The organism is Bacillus sp. FJAT-27225 (assembly GCF_001685025.1).
In the GTDB taxonomy this organism is placed as follows: Bacteria; Bacillota; Bacilli; order Bacillales; family Cytobacillaceae; genus Bacillus_D.
This window is the reverse complement of record NZ_MAYU01000021.1, coordinates 676,959-693,135: the sequence shown is the minus strand read 5'-3', so window position 1 is coordinate 693,135 and position 16,177 is coordinate 676,959. Positions and strand designations below refer to the sequence as shown.

Annotated in this window: 12 protein-coding genes and 1 pseudogene; 12 read left to right on the top strand and 1 reads right to left on the bottom strand. The window is 41.2% G+C overall.

Annotated elements, in window-relative coordinates; genetic code table 11:
- The first annotated feature begins 5 nt into the window (after positions 1–5).
- The 7 genes and pseudogenes from A8F94_RS15220 (at position 6) to A8F94_RS15190 (ending at position 9,091) form a co-directional block, all read left to right on the top strand.
- Positions 6–1,292 carry a glycosyltransferase family 2 protein gene (locus A8F94_RS15220; protein WP_217490916.1) on the top strand — a complete coding sequence of 429 codons (1,287 nt, stop codon included), beginning with the start codon at positions 6–8 and terminating at the stop codon, positions 1,290–1,292.
- Between the two features lie 155 nt (positions 1,293–1,447).
- The gene (locus tag A8F94_RS15215; protein WP_066202111.1) at positions 1,448–1,693 is read left to right on the top strand and encodes a hypothetical protein; all 246 of its coding nucleotides are present in this window, start codon (positions 1,448–1,450) and stop codon (positions 1,691–1,693) included.
- Positions 1,694–2,032: 339 nt separating this feature from the next.
- Entirely contained in the window at positions 2,033–2,320 is a 288-nt protein-coding gene (locus tag A8F94_RS15210) for a hypothetical protein (RefSeq protein ID WP_066202109.1), read from the top strand.
- Between the two features lie 179 nt (positions 2,321–2,499).
- Positions 2,500–3,204 (top strand): annotated as a pseudogene (locus A8F94_RS15205) (AraC family transcriptional regulator); the annotation flags it as partial.
- 34 nt (positions 3,205–3,238) lie between these two features.
- On the top strand, positions 3,239–4,054 hold the full coding sequence (locus tag A8F94_RS15200) for a serine/threonine protein kinase (RefSeq protein ID WP_254660868.1): 816 nt from the start codon (positions 3,239–3,241) through the stop codon (positions 4,052–4,054).
- 494 nt (positions 4,055–4,548) lie between these two features.
- On the top strand, positions 4,549–8,316 hold the full coding sequence (locus A8F94_RS15195; RefSeq protein ID WP_077247738.1) for a DEAD/DEAH box helicase: 3,768 nt from the start codon (positions 4,549–4,551) through the stop codon (positions 8,314–8,316).
- On the top strand, positions 8,309–9,091 hold the full coding sequence (locus tag A8F94_RS15190; protein ID WP_066202103.1) for a hypothetical protein: 783 nt from the start codon (positions 8,309–8,311) through the stop codon (positions 9,089–9,091). Before A8F94_RS15195 ends, A8F94_RS15190 begins: the two co-directional genes overlap by 8 nt.
- Positions 9,092–9,308: 217 nt before the next feature.
- Here A8F94_RS15190 and A8F94_RS15185 read toward each other — a convergent pair whose 3' ends face one another.
- The gene (locus A8F94_RS15185) at positions 9,309–11,699 is read right to left on the bottom strand and encodes an immune inhibitor A domain-containing protein (RefSeq protein ID WP_066202101.1); all 2,391 of its coding nucleotides are present in this window, start codon (positions 11,697–11,699) and stop codon (positions 9,309–9,311) included.
- Positions 11,700–12,016: 317 nt separating this feature from the next.
- On the opposite strand from A8F94_RS15185, the gene A8F94_RS15180 reads away from it, so the two are divergent.
- The 5 genes from A8F94_RS15180 (at position 12,017) to A8F94_RS15165 (ending at position 16,147) form a co-directional block, all read left to right on the top strand.
- Entirely contained in the window at positions 12,017–12,361 is a 345-nt protein-coding gene (locus A8F94_RS15180) for a hypothetical protein (protein WP_066202099.1), read from the top strand.
- 223 nt (positions 12,362–12,584) lie between these two features.
- A complete protein-coding gene (locus A8F94_RS25800) occupies positions 12,585–12,746 on the top strand; it encodes a hypothetical protein (protein WP_175384434.1) in 162 nt (53 codons plus the stop codon).
- Between the two features lie 966 nt (positions 12,747–13,712).
- Positions 13,713–14,783 carry a LacI family DNA-binding transcriptional regulator gene (locus A8F94_RS15175; protein WP_066202097.1) on the top strand — a complete coding sequence of 357 codons (1,071 nt, stop codon included), beginning with the start codon at positions 13,713–13,715 and terminating at the stop codon, positions 14,781–14,783.
- Entirely contained in the window at positions 14,780–15,400 is a 621-nt protein-coding gene (locus A8F94_RS15170; protein ID WP_066202095.1) for a bifunctional 4-hydroxy-2-oxoglutarate aldolase/2-dehydro-3-deoxy-phosphogluconate aldolase, read from the top strand. Before A8F94_RS15175 ends, A8F94_RS15170 begins: the two co-directional genes overlap by 4 nt.
- Before the next feature lie 12 nt (positions 15,401–15,412).
- On the top strand, positions 15,413–16,147 hold the full coding sequence (locus A8F94_RS15165; RefSeq protein WP_066202093.1) for a sugar phosphate isomerase/epimerase family protein: 735 nt from the start codon (positions 15,413–15,415) through the stop codon (positions 16,145–16,147).
- The last annotated feature ends 30 nt before the right edge of the window (positions 16,148–16,177 follow it).

Below are 16,177 nucleotides of genomic sequence, written 5' to 3'. Positions count from 1 at the left end.
TGAATTTGGATTTGTCCATCGTCGAGTTCGTCAATTATTTCAATTTAACCTTGTTTCTTTTATTCACTTTGTTGTATTCGTATCATCTCGTCTACATGCTGGTTGCATTCAAAGCGAAGAAAACTTCTAGGCGAGCGGTGGAGGATACGCATCTCCACAAATTTGCAGTTATTATTGCAGCCCGAAATGAAGAGCTTGTGATTGGACAGCTGATTAGCAGTATTAAAGATCAGAAATATCCAGAAGAATTGCTTGATATATTTGTTGTAGCAGATAACTGCACCGACAATACAGCCCAATTGGCAAGGCAAGCTGGAGCGATTGTCAGAGAGCGCTTCAATAAGGTGCAGGTTGGGAAGGGATACGCACTAGATTATATGATAAAAGTCATTCAAAGTGAGTACTCTGCCAATGAATACGATGGATATTTTGTGTTTGATGCAGATAATCTCCTGAGTGAAAATTATGTTGCGGAAATGAATAAAACCTTCAACGAGGGATATCGGATCGTCACCAGTTATCGCAATTCAAAGAACTTTGGCCAGAATTGGATTTCTTCAGGCTATGCTCTTTGGTTCCTGCACGAGGCTGAATACCTGAACCTGCCAAGGATGGTGCTCAATTCAAGCTGTGCTGTTTCTGGCACAGGCTTCCTTGTGAATGCGGGGTTGATGAAGGAAAATGGAGGTTGGACGTATCATCTTCTCACTGAAGACATTGAGTTCTCAGTTGCTCAAATTCTTAAAGGGGAGAAGATCGGCTATTGCAGAGATGCGATTTTCTTTGACGAACAGCCAATAACCTTTGAACAATCCTGGCATCAGCGAATGCGTTGGGCAAAGGGATTTTATCAGGTCTTTGCTAAATATGGAGGGAAGCTGATTAGCAAGGTTTTTCAGGAGAAACAAAACAGACTCTCCTACTACGATATGGCTATGACGATTATGCTGGTCGTCGTCGTGACAGGCTTTAGTATTCTAGTAAACGGATTCGTCTATTTGGCAACCCTACTTGGATTGATTGAAGGTAATGAGATTGTTGAGACAATGACAATTCAACTTCTACAATCGATTGGATGGTCGTATGGAATCATCTTTGTTATAGGCTTGATCACGACAATAACAGAATGGAAGAAAATCCATACACCGGCTTTGAAAAAAATCGCCTACTTGTTTACCTTTCCAATCTTTATGTTCACCTACATACCGATTTCCATCGTTGCCCTATTTAAAGACGTCGAATGGAAACCAATCGCCCACACTGTTGCCAAATCAATTGATGAAGTCCGCTAAGGGGGAACGGTTCACCTTTGCCGAGTAAGCTGTCCGCTACATATGAACAATAGTAGGATACGATAAATAAAAGTCAACCAATAGTTCTTATATAATCGGAAAAAATTGACATTTATGGTTTTGATAGTAAAATGAAGGAAAGGGAGGTGCCATCCGTGAAAAAGAAGTTATTTTGGTTTCCTTTGTTAGCGTCAATATTGTCAATGGTTGTGTTATATACAATCGGAAACGTATTTAATATTTTACTTTTAAGTTGGAATTTTCATTTAGAGAATCCATCCGAAGGTGTAACTTTTGAAGCTGGATTTTCGACTGTTCCTATTATAATTGGTTTTATCGTCGGATTTATTACAGAACGAATACTTAAAAATAAGCATAAGAGCACCCCTAACTTGGTATAATGCCAAGTTTTTTTGTGCTTTTTTTCTTTGCCTGTTCGTACAACTCCTGGGTAACTGTGTTTAATTAAGATCAGTAATGAATGCAATTAGTTCCTAATAATACGGCGTCTTCTTTATACGATAGGATAAATGAAATACAGGGTTTCAGAAAATCAATGGTGATGGCATTTAGATAAAATTGTATAGTAAGTTGGTGTCTTATCTGAATCCGAAGTAAGGATAGTTATGTGATTTAAAGGAATATGAATACCTATAGATCCAATAGACATTACAGGATTCCTGTTTAACGGTTCGGTTTTTTACAAGTTCTTTTTACTTTTTACTTTGGGGGAATGCGGTTTGGCTGAGTTGAAGGAAAAGCTGGAAAGGATTATTTCAAGGGGAGACGAAGAAGGGGAAATCATTGATTATTCCTTTACTGAGGATGAATTCAAGCTGCTATTTAAAATAAGTGGTATCTTATATGAATACCATATTAATAGAGAGAAAGTATTAGATTTGGGAATTTATTATGATGCACTTGATGTATTTAGCCAGTTTGAACATGAAGTGAAATATCTTTATAGAACAATGGATCGGGGCATTGGTTCACAGACGTATATTCCTTTTCTAAAAAAAGTTCTTTAATCTTCAATAAATCTCGGAAGGGGTTTTTTTCGATATGAAGATAAACAAGAAAATAGAGTTTAGAAAAACATACAAAAAAGTGAAAGTTAGAGATTAGGTGTTACCATGTTTAATCGAATGTACTGATGTGAACGTAGATACAGTAAAAATTACTTAATAAAAATGGAGAATGATAGTAAATGAATATTTCTAGCGAGGTTGAAAAGTTACATCATGCGCAGAGAGAGTTGTTCGACATAGAGGTAATGCACATTTTGAACGGTCAAATGATGTTTGAAGAGTTTAAAGCTAACAAACTAATGGGAGAGTCTGATTATGCTCCTTTTAATGAAGCAATGTGTGTGAACGCGACTACTGAACATACTTTTGATGAAGAGTTTATAAACACACGAGCGGCTGGCCATCATGAACCAAAAGAGGGATATATCGAAAAGGTTATTACTCCTTTAGCCAATCTATTTGATAAAGAGTATGAATGCATCGTTTTATGGTTCGGTGAAGATATGTTTTGTCACATGAACCTTCTAACCATGCTTTCCTATCTCGAACAGTCAGGCTATAAGGGGAAAGTGTTCTTAAATAGCTTCAGGGAGGATGCTGAATTTAAAGTTACTCATACCGAACTTCAATTAGGGCATTATGACTCTGTATATAAAGAAGTGTTGGTTAACCATACGAAACCATCAGCTGAACTATATCCGGTTATGTCCCAGGCAATAAACATTTATTTAGATATGCTAAATGAAGATAATGCAGTAGTGAACTTTATCAAAAAAAATAAAGATATATCAACAAAAGACTTATTAAAAGAGCTATTTAATCAGTTCCCGGAAGTAGGCTACGGGGATTCACAATATATAGAGCTAATTAATAGAACTAAATAGGTATCAATCACAACAATAGTCTGGAGAGGGGAAGATGAACGTATCATTTTTCCGTAGAATTAGAAAAGTTTATCAATTTTTTGTGGACAAACCTTTTAAAAAAGGAACAGTTTTGAATGAACAGTACGAAGTTTTGAACGTAATAGGGGCTGGAAGCTATGGAATCGTTTATCTGTGTGAAGACACAAAGACAAACAAGACTATAGTAGTGAAACAGCTTCGTCCAAGTAAGCGACGCAACAAACAAGAGGTGGCAATGTTTGAAAATGAAATCTCTGTTTTGCGTATGGTTAACCATAAAAATTTGCCGAGGCTATTTGATGCCTTTTCAACTAACGGGCAGTTCTTTTATGTGATGAGCTTTATTGAAGGCGATAACCTGGAAGAACAGATTTTTTTTCATAAAAAGACCTTTAATGAGGAAGAGTCGTTACTGGTTCTTACTCACTTGCTTGAATTAGTCGAGTATCTTCACGAAAAAGATATTTATCATCAAGATTTACGTATTCCAAACATCCTGCTAAAGGACAAGGAACTATTCTTAATTGATTTTGGTTTGGCAAAGCACGAAACTGCTGTTGACCCATTCCATCCTTCTCCTAACAAACAAAAAAATATCCAGGAGCTGAAACAACAGGACTACTATGATTTAGGAGAAATAATATTATATTTGCTTTATACGACGTACTCTTCCAAAAACAAAAAAGCTCTTCCTTGGACGGAAGAACTTTCTTTAGAAAAAGAAACTGTTAATTTGCTAAAGAGGTTACTGCAAATTAAAGAACCTTACTTAAATAGTAGTGAAATCTCAATCGATCTTCATGCTGCACTTATAGCAAATAAAAAGTAAATGATAGGAAGGGGGATTAACTGCTGCTTCGACCTCTCCGTTTGTAGTAGCTGCTTCCACTCATTGGAGATTGTTTATAGCGTCGGCTGCTGCTGCTTCCTCGAGGATAAAAGCCTCGTTCACTGCTGCTGCCTCTTCGATAATGGCGATGTCTTCGCTCACTGCTGCCTTGCGAAAGTTGCTTAATTTGTTTCAAGATTTTTTTAAACATTGGATACCTCATTTCTTTTTTCGAACATTTAGTCTAACATAGTTTGATTTCCGGAACGAGTATTAGGGTAAGAACTACCTTTGTAACAGTTTCTGAATCAACAGGAAACTAGTATATACATTTATCTTTCCTATTTCGTTTTTCCTTAAACAAACTGGCCCTAGTTAGCCGGACATTCTTTTTATTTTTACTTTAAAATGGTACGAGTGTAGGAAGGATAGTGTGCTATAATTGCTAAGTTGTTAAATTTTTTGGATGTGTAAGTAAAGCAGGTGGACATATGATGAAAACACAAAAAACTGCATATCGATGTCCGATTACTTTGACCAATAAGGTGAAGGATAAAATGCGAGAGCTTGGGTTGGATGAGCGATCGTTTTTTTTATTGGAAAAATCCTTTCATGTTTATATAGAAAAATATCCTCAATCGGCAGACGGGCTTGTCTCGGCTGCCTTGTTTTTTGACCGTGAGAAGAATGGAACGCTTGCGGACAAGTACAGAAAGTTTATAATCGTCCTGCATTGTTTGGTGAAGCCGGACCGGTTTGTTGTAACGAATGTGACGACAAGGCCAGTACATATCACTCTGGCTTCCAATTGGCGGCGTCCGGCAAATCTGGCGTTTGACTCGAATGCTCAAGGCGGAACACCACTGCCGTTTGAGTTACTGAATTTAATCCACACGATGCCGGTTGCCCAGGAAAGTTCGATGTATGTGAAGAAGCGGATTGGAAGCTGGGAAGGCTATTTGAAAATTCAGGAGCAGTCCGCGGACATTCCTGATATTACCTCCCGCTATTCTGCGCTAATTTTCAATGCTGATTTTAGCCGGGTGAAAATAACTGGCTGCCAGATGGGCGAAAAGGAATGGAAGTCACTCAAGGATATGAGCGTCAAGCTGAAGGGAAGCTGCCAGGATATCGGCAAAGTCCTGAAAGCGAATCGCGCGGCCTCCACTGTTGAAGTCGAATTGCCCGCATATTTGGAAGAACAGGCCCGCAGCCAACGGCTTGACCAGCATCCTCGAGAAGTGATTTTTAGTAATTTTGCGACCTTAAGCCAGGTGAAGAGGCTTCGCCAAGGATTCAAGCAATTGGAAAACGGCCTGGCAGCCAATCCTGAACTAGAACGCCTCTTATTTGAGAACAAGCCGCCAGTTAAAGCGGTGAAAAAGAAGGTTGAGCTGCAGTTCCACAACCGTCTGAATGAGTTCCAGAAGGCAGCTGTAACTGGAGCTATGTCTGTTGAAGACTTATACGTTATCCAAGGGCCGCCCGGAACAGGAAAGACAACCGTTATTTCGGAAATTTGCCTGCAGAATGCCAAGGCAGGGCTGCGTACTCTTGTGGCGTCACAATCGAATTTGGCGGTCGACAATGCCCTTGGTCGTTTGCTTGCAAATAAGGATATCCGAATTCTCCGTGTCGGCCGTACCGAAAGTATTGAAGAAGAAGGCAAGAAGTTCATTGAGGAAAATGTCGGCCAGTATTGGAAAGACCACACGTTTAAGGAAGTTTCTACTGGAGTTGAAACACGAAAGCTGCGCGAGAAGGAAATCGAAACGGAATGGACGGCGAATGAACAGGAACATGAGCAACTCCAGCAGAAGCTAGTTCGAGTCGTGGCTGAGCTCGAAGCAAAAAAGAAAGCCCAGGAGAAGGCTGCCGAAATTCAGTCGGTTATTGATCAGTATAAAAAAGAGATACGTACTGCTGAGCAAGAACGGCAAACGATTCAGCAGCTTTTGCAGAAAATCGAACAGTCGCTTCATTCGTTGAAGGAGTCTATTGAAAATGATGAAAGATTTCTTGCTGAAGAGCCTGACGTTGATAAAATTCTATCCGAGTTAGAAGTCATCCAGCAAGAAATTGTGGGTCTCAAAAAAAGTGTGGCACTTCTGGAGCTTGAAAACGAGATACAGGAAGTGAAATTGGCGATCGATAAAAGCACTGCCGAATGCGAGAAATGGAGAGAAGCTTCAGAAAAGAAAGTTGCCCTGGTAAATAGAATCGCCGCGGCCAAGAAAATCGACTCTCTAAAATGGATCATGCTCGAACAAAACTTTACTCGTTCATTGCAAATCGAGTCATCTATCGCAAAGCTCGAACATCTTCGTGAGAGAAAGAACCAACTTGATAAGCTCCAGAAATATAACGAGAAACTACAAGCTGCGATCGGATATCTTGAACAGCTTTTGGGGAACCAGTACGAACCATTGAAAAACACGTCCCCACTGCCGACGACTGGCAATGAAATTGATCAATTTTTAACTCAGCTGAGAAGTGAATTAAAGGGTAAATCTACAATTCATCGACTTGTACGGTTCCTTGAAGGGTTATATGGCAGAAGACAGTATATTTGGCTTAAGGCGCATAAGTTAAAATTGAATGATGCGGATAAACGAATGGCCCAGGAAGCACTTCTGCTGTTGAAGCAGGAGTTGATAGGCCAGCTTAAGCCTGTCCAGGATGAATATAAACAGTATTACCACAAGTATCAGAGACAGATGGAGGAGCAGGACGCCAAAGTTTCTTTTTTACAAACGAAGCAAAAGGAAATGATGGAGTCCGCCGAATTGATACCGAATGCGAAGGAATTGCTTTTTGAAAAAGAAGCCCAAGCGCTTGAACTGAAGAACAAAATAGACCAGGTTGAGCAGACTAGGCATCGGCTTGAAATGAATCGCCAGAAACGGGAGCAAGAAGCTCTTCAGCTCCAGGAAATAGAGAAGAAACATACCGAAAATGGAGACCGTCTTGCAACACTCTCCAGTATCCTCAACGAAAGAGAAGCTGAACTCATTCCATTAAATGAAATCATATCCTCCAAGCCGGAACTGGAGCATGAAGAGGTATTAAAGAAGCTTGCAAGTATTTCTTTTAAACGTGAGTCGTTGAAACAGGAAAAGAAGCGGCTTCCGTTGTTCCAGTCGGTTCAGGGAATGTGGCGATCGTTGCTTGAGGAAGCAACGGACCATGACTTGAATGAAATCCGCAAGCTTTATGTGAAGCATGCCAATGTGATTGGAACGACATGTGTGGCATCGGCCCGCAAGGACTTTATCGAAAACTATCCGGAATTTGATGTTGTGATCATTGATGAGGTGTCAAAAGCTACGCCACCGGAACTCCTTTTGCCGATGCTAAAAGGGAAGAAAATCATTCTCGTCGGGGATCATCATCAGCTGCCGCCTCTTTTGGGGAACGATACGCTTGAGGAAACACTCCAGGAAATGATGAAAGAAAATGAAGACTTTGAAGGAATTACTGAACTGAAGAAGCTGTTGCAGGAGTCGCTGTTTGAGCGCTTGTTTAAAAATCTGCCGAAAAGCAATAAAACGATGCTCGCGATTCAATACCGGATGCATGAAACCATTATGGAAACCATTACGCCTTTTTACATGCAGGAAAACGAGCGGCTTCAATGCGGCTTGATCGACTCCGATTCGGTCCGGGACCACAAGCTTGAATCCCCGCTCATTCAACGCAACAATCATCTTCTTTGGCTCGATATGCCGAATGAGCCTGCTTTTTTTGAAGAAAGAATGCAAGGCGGCAAAAGCCTGTATAACCCCGCTGAACTGAAGAGGATTGGAGAGCTGCTGATTGAATTGAATCAAGCGACAGCTGAAGCGAAGCAGGCAGGAAGAATGGAACCGGATGAGAAGAAAAGCATTGGTGTAATCAGTTTTTACGGAGAGCAAGTGAAACGAATTGACCGCCTTCTTCAACAGGAATTGCACTTACCTCACTTAACGATTCGCACCGGGACAGTTGATAGATTCCAGGGCATGGAGATGGATGTGATTTTGCTGAGCATGGTGCGCAATCACGATAACAAGCAGGATGATATCGGTTTTGCCAAAGACTACCGCAGGCTAAATGTCGCGTTGTCAAGGGCAAGAGAGCTGCTTGTTATGATTGGCAGTACAACGATGTTCACTGAACGAACAAAACATTCTGGGGCGAGAGAAATGTATACCCACGTTTTCGAGTCTGTTAAAAACCATAATGGACTGCGAGCCCTTGAAGAGGTGAGTCTGCTTGGATAAATTAAAAAAGAAATTGCGTGTTGAATTACTAAAAAATTCAGCTGTGCAAATAAAGAAGGCGTTGGTCTGGTATATCCCGGTGATTACGTATTCGGTTGCGTTCAGTCGTGTAAAGCGATCGAAAATGGACATTCTTATGAAAATGATACTGCTCACCTTGGAGCAGACCCAAATCCGCCGCGCAGCCAATTTATCCGAGCTGCTGCTCGTCGAGGAGCTGTTCATTGAAGACTTACTGAAAAAAATGCAGCGGATGGGCTTGATCACACTTGAAAAAGGAACGTACATTTTAACACCGAAAGGGCATGGACAGCTGAAAACTGGAATCATGGAAGAGGAACAGGAAGAAGAGACGGCACTGCTTTCATATAGTCCTTTCCATGATGAGGTCTGGCCAGAGATGAAAGACCCTTTGTCTGAAACGGATGAAGAACTGCCTCTTTATCGCTATGCTGATCATCAGAGTCAAATTGATGACGAGAAAATCTTGCCCGTTCTTTCCGAGATGGAAAACGGCGAGGAGGAAGACGGTTTTCAAACAGTCGTTACCGCTGTAAATCGCTTCGACCAGCAGAAAGCCGAACACATCCCATGCCTGGAATTTCAGATTTATAACAAAGAGCAGGATACATTTTACGCACGTGTCTGGAATACTTGGTTGGGACGCTGGGATGAAACGCTTGAAAAGCAAATTGAAGAGAAGGAACGTTTGGAGTGGCGGGAGACAAGGATGGGAGAAATGGCAATAACTCTGGATACTTCTGTTGAAGATTAGCGATTGTTGGTCCCAAGAAAACTACATTCCTGAGTCTGACCTCAGCAGTAATCATATCAAAAAATCCTAAAGCTTAATGGCTTTAGGATTTTTTGCGAACAAAGTTCGCCATTCATGAAACCTGCCAGTCTGTTTCATGTAAAATGGATGCCGGCTGGCGTTATCGTAGCAAAATAAAAGCCCCATTGCAGTAAAGGATTGCAATGGGGCGCTCTTCTTATTTGTAGATAACGATTCCACCTGTCGATTTGTCAACAGCCTGGCCATTTACACGGATTTTCAGGCCGTATTTGCCGAGCTTGCGGCCGGCATCATCCATGAATGGATTTTCGTACGAATTGCTGTCGTCGAACAAGGTGACTCTTTCCTGTGGAGACAGGTTCAGCGATTGAACATTCGGATACAATATGTCCAGGCCGGATGTCGGATTCAGTCCAAATGCCGCATCGGCGATATGGAAACGGGTTGATGCCTGGACCGGATCATTTCCGACAATATTCCACAACAGGTTTGTTGCCGGATGAGAATCGACGACACCTAAGAATCCTTCACCAGCATGGATGCCGGTCCAGTTATCCGTAAAGGTCGGGTCTACATACCAGACAACCAGCCCGCCATCATAGCTCATTATTGAATTGCCGCGTTTGATATGGGCCAGACCTTCATCAACGCCTTTATGGTTACGCCATTCAAGGAGATAGTAGTGGTCCCCATACTTATACCCATTTGATTTCTTAAATCCATTCAAGGTAAACGGAGAGTTGCTCTCGGCACCATCATCAACAAGTGTCTGGCCGTCGGCAACCACTTTAATGTTGTCAACATAGAAACCTTCCTGAGAGGTTGCCCAGTCGGTAGCATAGCGGAAACGTAGCTGAATATCTTTTCCTGCATAGGAAGTTAAATCAAATGTCTCAGGCTTCCAGCCATTGGAGTTACCGGTGAAACCAGGCAGTGAATCCAGGATGGTCGGGTATGCTTGAGATGTAGCGTCGGAACGTGTGTTGTTGTTTCCTATTGATTTCCACGTTTTACCGTTATCTTCGGAAACCTGGACAAAAGCAAAATCCCATTGCTCTTCAATATCATACCAGGTGTCAAAAGTAAGGGCGGCAGATGTTTTTCCTGTCAGGTTAACCTTAGTCACCATATTGGTATCCATTTCATCAGCCTGGCCGCCCCAATACTCATACTCGCCATTCGCTGGTTTGTTAACGAAAATAGACTTTTGAGGAAGGTTGACTTTCACCATGTTCGGATTTTTGCCATTAGGTGAATTGCCCTGGTCCAAAATAAACTGAGTTCCTTTTGCGCTCACATCTTCCAAGTCCAACTCAACCATATCATTCGACCAGTTGCCACCAAGGTAACTTTGGAAGTATTCCTTCGCAAAAGGAGAAAACCCAGTCGGCTCTGCTCCTGGAATTTTGCCGGCCCATGAACCGCTCGCCATGATCGACCAGTAGGCAACCGCTTCACCGGTTCCTGAATAAATCGTATCGTATTCATCAGGAAGGCCAAGGTCATGGCCGTACTCGTGGGCGAATACACCTACAGCTCCGTCTTCAGGCATCATGGTGTAGTCGTAAAATCCGGGAAGACCTTTGCCTAAACCATCCGGATCATAGAAACTTGCGGAACGATGCGACCAGATCGCATTGTCGCCAAGCGATCCTCCGCCCGCTTCCTGTCCCATTCCGGAATGGATAATCATCAAATGGTCGACAAGGCCGTCTTTCTCAAGGAGGTTTCCGTCCCCATTGAGATCATGTGGATCTTCAAAGTCATAATCCTGAAGCGGTACCCCGGCAGCTATTGCGGCAACAAGCGTATCCCTTACCAGCTGCTTAGACCCCCCGGGGCTCACATTGTCATGCCCGTTTTTCGCATCCGCCCCGTAAAATGCCGCCGTTCCCGGTACTTTCAGCCAGCCATACGCTTTTCCATCAACTGAATAGGTACCGCCTGACTGCTGTTCGTAAAATTGCTTCATGGAAACGAGGTTTTCGCCATTTGGCCCTTTGACCCCGTTTTCGCCGAAAATCATATCTTCATAGTGTCCAAGAGTATAGTCTTTATAGTAATTGTCCGTTTCTCCCGGTTTAATATTGTTATGGGTAAAATCAGAATACTCTACGTTTAGTACAAGCACCTTGTCTTTTCGGGCTGTCCCTGTATATTTGGTTTCCTTCACCGGATCAGGGTTGCCTTTCAGATGACCCTTCTTCTCACCGGAACCATTCAAAAGCCCGTTGTTGAATCCTTTAAATTTCTTCTGCTTGGTGGCCTCTGCCTTTTTCACTTTCGCAGCTAAAGGATCACTGCCTTTTGATGCTGTTGCTTTACCCTTCACTTGCAGGTAATTCTTGAGGAACCGCTGTTTTTCTGCATCACTGGCATCTTTTGAGAGTAGGCCTCTTTTAATGAAGGACTCGATCAACTTTTCGTCGTTTACAATTGCCAAATCAAGTGTGCTTTTGGCAAAAGAACTGGAGGCGGCAGCTTTAGGCTGAACCGAATCCTTCGGAACATAGGCCCCGGCGGAACTGGCAAAAACAGTTCCGGCAAGCAGTACGGATGTTAAACTGGTTTTCCAAAGCTTCTTCAAACATTATCCCCCCAAAATTTGATTACTACTATCAAATAGTATTCTGAATATTAAGACGGTACAAGCTTTTTTTCCTCAATAATTTACAAAAACTGTAATGTGGGCGAACCGGGTCTGTTCTTGTAAATTCACAAGTCGAAATTTACATTACTAGCCAGAGAAAAACCTAAAGCAATTAAATATTTTAAAGGAAATGTAAAAAAGTTCAGTTCTGCTTAATAAATATAATGTTGGAATTAATGTTTAATACGCAGTATATATTTCTTACAGAAGAACACAGACGTTCTTCAAAAAATACGATTGTGGGGGAAAAGGGAATGATTAAAAAGCCGAAAGGATTAATCCGCGTGGTATTTTTATCCTCAGTGTTTACCTTTTCATTTGCAGCAGCAACATCTGCCCATTATTGCTATGTAGCGAACAAACCTAGCGGTGCAGGCGCAGTTACTGAAGAGAATCTAAAAGTGACTGGCAATGGGAAATTAGTTGCACCAGGAGCATTTATTGATTTATCTTCAGAAGGGCTTAAGGATGTATTTATACGAGGAGGAGAAAAATCAGATGAGCCGTTTGTGGTTGGAGAAGGTTCATTGCATAACTCACCAGCAACAGTTAGAGGAAGCAAAACAAATGGAGTACAAAAGTATAAATTTGGTGAATAAAAATTAGCCATCTATCGGTTGGCAGACCGTTGCCTGGTTAGGTAAGGTGTTATTTATATGGATTGTCCTCGAGGAACAGAATAATGAATTTTTGTTGAAGAATAAAGCAATAGGGGCGGTTCTCACGCGTTTTAATGATAGCGTAGAGAACCGTCCCATTTTCTTTAAATGAATAAGCATATTCCTCAAAGAGAAAACTACAAAAAACGCTGGAGGAAAAACAATGAAAGACAACAAAGAAAAACATCGGGATACCCAAACCAACGTTCAAGACGAATCGGTTATAGAGATCAACAACACAATTAATGGACTCCAATCAGTTGCACAAGGCAGAGATTTCGCCGAGGGTGATAAGAATAATTCTCCACACTGTGGAGGGCTATAAGCTAGTACTGTTTTAACGCAAGTTGAGCAAACGAACTAAGAACTTACAGCCCATCTCATCATCACTTGCACGGACGTTCATAGCTTTTTAAGAGAAGCATAACACCACAAAAAGGGTTATGCTTTCTTTCGTCTTAATAAAAGATTTATCTTCGAAGTTTAGGTGTAAGAAATTTTACTATTTAAGTTAACTAAAGACTTGCTGCAATGTCGAAAATTTATTGATTGAAGCGGAGGGCCGAAACTTAAGTTTAATTTATATAGAAGTCGATACTCAAACCGAAGGCAAGGTAGTCTATTTTCTTCTAGGATCTATCCTTTTCGACAAAAAATCTAAAACTTAGAAAAAAATAGACAAAATTTCCATAGTTCTTATTGACTATTCGAAACTCTAGCGATAAACTTAATTCATGAAAGCGGTAACAAGCTTGAATATTTTTTTGACGCTCTTGTTAACCGGTTTCTAAACAGATCAATAAATTAGAGTTTAATACTGGCAATCGTCCAATTTTACTCGAACTTCACTTCTCAGTTCTCACCTTCAATCGAGTAGACTTCTTTTCTGGGGTTTTTGTTAACCGGTTTCTAAAAACAGTCATTCATTTGAGTTTAATACTGGTAATCATCCATTTTTATTAAAACTTCACTTCTCAGATTTCACTTTTCACTTTTCATCTAATAGATTTCTTTTTTTCGCGTTTTTGTTAACCGGTTTCTAAACAGCATTCATTTGAGTTCCATGCTGGTAATTGTTCATTTTTACTCGAACCATCGCTTCTCAGTTCTCACTCTCAATCAAGTAGATTTCATTTTTATGTTAACCCGTTTCTACTATCCAGGTTGGCAAGCATCCTTTAAAATTCCTGTTCCTCTCTACTTAGTAGTGAAGGAAGTAAAAGAATTGTTTCTTTGTTAACCGGTCAACTAAATCGGTATACACATTATGGAAAGGAGGTGGGTGGATGATATGAGCCATAAGGCTAGAACGGAAAAAATTCGGATTACAATCAATGATGTAGCCAAAGAAGCAAACGTTTCCAAAACGACCGTATCCAGATATTTAAATGGAAAATATGAGTATATGTCGGAAGAAACAAAGGAACTGTTAGCAACCGTCATTGACCAAATGGGATATCGCCCCAGTAATCTCGCAAGAAGCTTGAAAGCGAAGAATTCCGGTGTGATTGGTTGTATCATTGCCGATATTGGAAGCCCTTTTTCTTCGATCGTTTTAAAAGGAGTAAGTGATTATTGCAATCAAATGGGGTACGGCGTTCTATTCGCAAACATCGGGAATGATCCGATGAAAGAGAAAGAAAGCATTCAATCACTATTGGATAACAAAGTAGATGGCTTAATTATTAACACAACCGGCAAAAATGATGACTATCTTTTATCAGTAAAAAATGAAGGAATCAATATTGTTCTGGCTGACCGTAGCTTGAGCATTCCTAATATGCTGGATACGGTAGCGACGAATAATTATGATGCAACTTTTGATTTGGTGAAATATTTGCACGAGAGCGGCTACAAACGAGTAGCGTTTTTCACCCAGGATATGTCGTTTATTAGCAGCCGTTACCAGCGCCATCACGGTTTTAAAGATGCGATGAAAAAGTTTTTTAATCAGGATGGAAGTTCGACTACATATGTTATCAATATTGATGATTCCGAGGATACAGAAGATAGTTTAAGAGAATTTGTAAGCGCTTCGAAGGATGAGCCTGCTGCCATTTTTACGATTAACGGTGTGACGTTATTATCGGTTCTGCATGGTATGAAGCGGCTGAATATTGAAATCTCACCACAGTTGGGCATATGCGGCTTTGATGATTGGGGTTGGGCGTCTTTGATCCCTCCTGGAATTACTACCCTGACCCAGGAATCCTATGAGTGCGGAGTTCAATCTGCCAGGCTATTACTCGAGCGGATTAAAGATTCAGGAGAAATCGAACCACAGTATATTGAGTTGCCGGCTAAACTTATTAAACGTGGCTCTACAAATCCGAAGTTCTTAATGGAGGCCAAAAATAAATGAATAAACAGGAAGTGAAGGAACGGCTGGAAGGAAAAATCATTGCTGTCATTCGCGGAAATGACCTTGAAGAGGCAAAGGAAATCAGTAAAACCCTCATAAACTCGGGAATTACTACATTGGAAATTACCTTCAGCCTTCCGAACGCAGAGGAACTAATCAGGATACTTAAATCGGAATTCCCGGATGCGGTCGTTGGAGCAGGTACGGTTCTAACGAAGGAACAAGCTGAACTCGCTGTTTCGCATGGTGCAGATTTTGTTGTTTCTCCTTGTGTCATTGAAAAGGTTGGTGCCTATTGCAAAGAGCATGAAATTTTTTGCTCATTGGGGGCTGCCACCCCAACCGAGGCTTATCAGTCCTACTTGGCTGGAAGCGATGTGGTGAAGTTATTCCCAGGTGAGTGCGTATCAATGAAGATGATCAAAGGGATTAAAGCGCCAATGCCATTTATTGATATGATGCCGACCGGGGGAGTGGATGATTCGAATATTAAAGAGTGGTTTAAAAGCGGTGCCTTTGCAGTCGGATTAGGCGGTTATTTAACCAAAGGCATTCATGCAGGCAACCTGGATGTATTAAAACAACGATGTGAAAAGATTTTACACGCATTGCAGTAGGAGTGGAGAAACGTGAAAAAGGATCAAATCGTCATTAATACACTTGTCTATCTTGAAGATTTAAAAGCTGGTGTACCTCAAAGTGACATGCTCGAATGGGTTCATGAACTTGGGTTAAAAACCATCGAAGTTAGAAGAGAGTTTATCAAGGACCGCCAGGAACTGCAGGATATTCAAAACAATTCAAAACTGTATGGGATGAACGTCTTTTATTCCGTACCGGATGTGCTCTATAAAAATCATCAACTAAACTATGAAATGCTGGAAATGTATTGCAAGGAAGTATACGACATGAATGGCCAAGCGATAAAACTTACTATTGGCGACTATGGCCAAATCACTGAGGAAGATTTGAAAGCGATTACTAGCCTGGCTGAACAATACAACGTTATGTTCACGGTTGAAAATGATCAGACAGAAACCAATGGGAAATCCAAAAAAATCGTTGAGTTCTTGACCGAGGTTAAACGACTTGGCGGGCCGATTACGTTTACGTTTGATATCGGGAACTGGCTGTTCCAGGGGGAAGAACCGGTTGAAAATGCCAAGCTGCTGCGATCGTTTGTCACCTATATTCATCTAAAGGATATTGACCGTGAGAAAAATACAACACTACTGAATGACGGACTAGTGGATTGGAAAAAAATCATGGAGATATTGCCAAAGGATCTGCCTGTTGCCCTGGAGTATCCGATTTCCACCAAAGAAGTGCTAGTTTCCGAGATTCATAAACTAGAAGAAATTTAGGAGGTGATTCCAAACAACACATACTTTTAT

Excerpts from the sequence above, each read along its gene's own strand:
- A8F94_RS15170 (WP_066202095.1), top strand. The coding sequence starts at position 14,780 with ATGAATAAACAGGAAGTGAAGGAACGGCTGGAAGGAAAAATCATTGCT.
- A8F94_RS15195 (WP_077247738.1), top strand. The coding sequence starts at position 4,549 with ATGAAAACACAAAAAACTGCATATCGATGTCCGATTACTTTGACCAAT.
- A8F94_RS15180 (WP_066202099.1), top strand. The coding sequence starts at position 12,017 with ATGATTAAAAAGCCGAAAGGATTAATCCGCGTGGTATTTTTATCCTCA.
- A8F94_RS25800 (WP_175384434.1), top strand. The coding sequence starts at position 12,585 with ATGAAAGACAACAAAGAAAAACATCGGGATACCCAAACCAACGTTCAA.
- A8F94_RS15200 (WP_254660868.1), top strand. The coding sequence starts at position 3,239 with ATGAACGTATCATTTTTCCGTAGAATTAGAAAAGTTTATCAATTTTTT.
- A8F94_RS15175 (WP_066202097.1), top strand. The coding sequence starts at position 13,713 with ATGAGCCATAAGGCTAGAACGGAAAAAATTCGGATTACAATCAATGAT.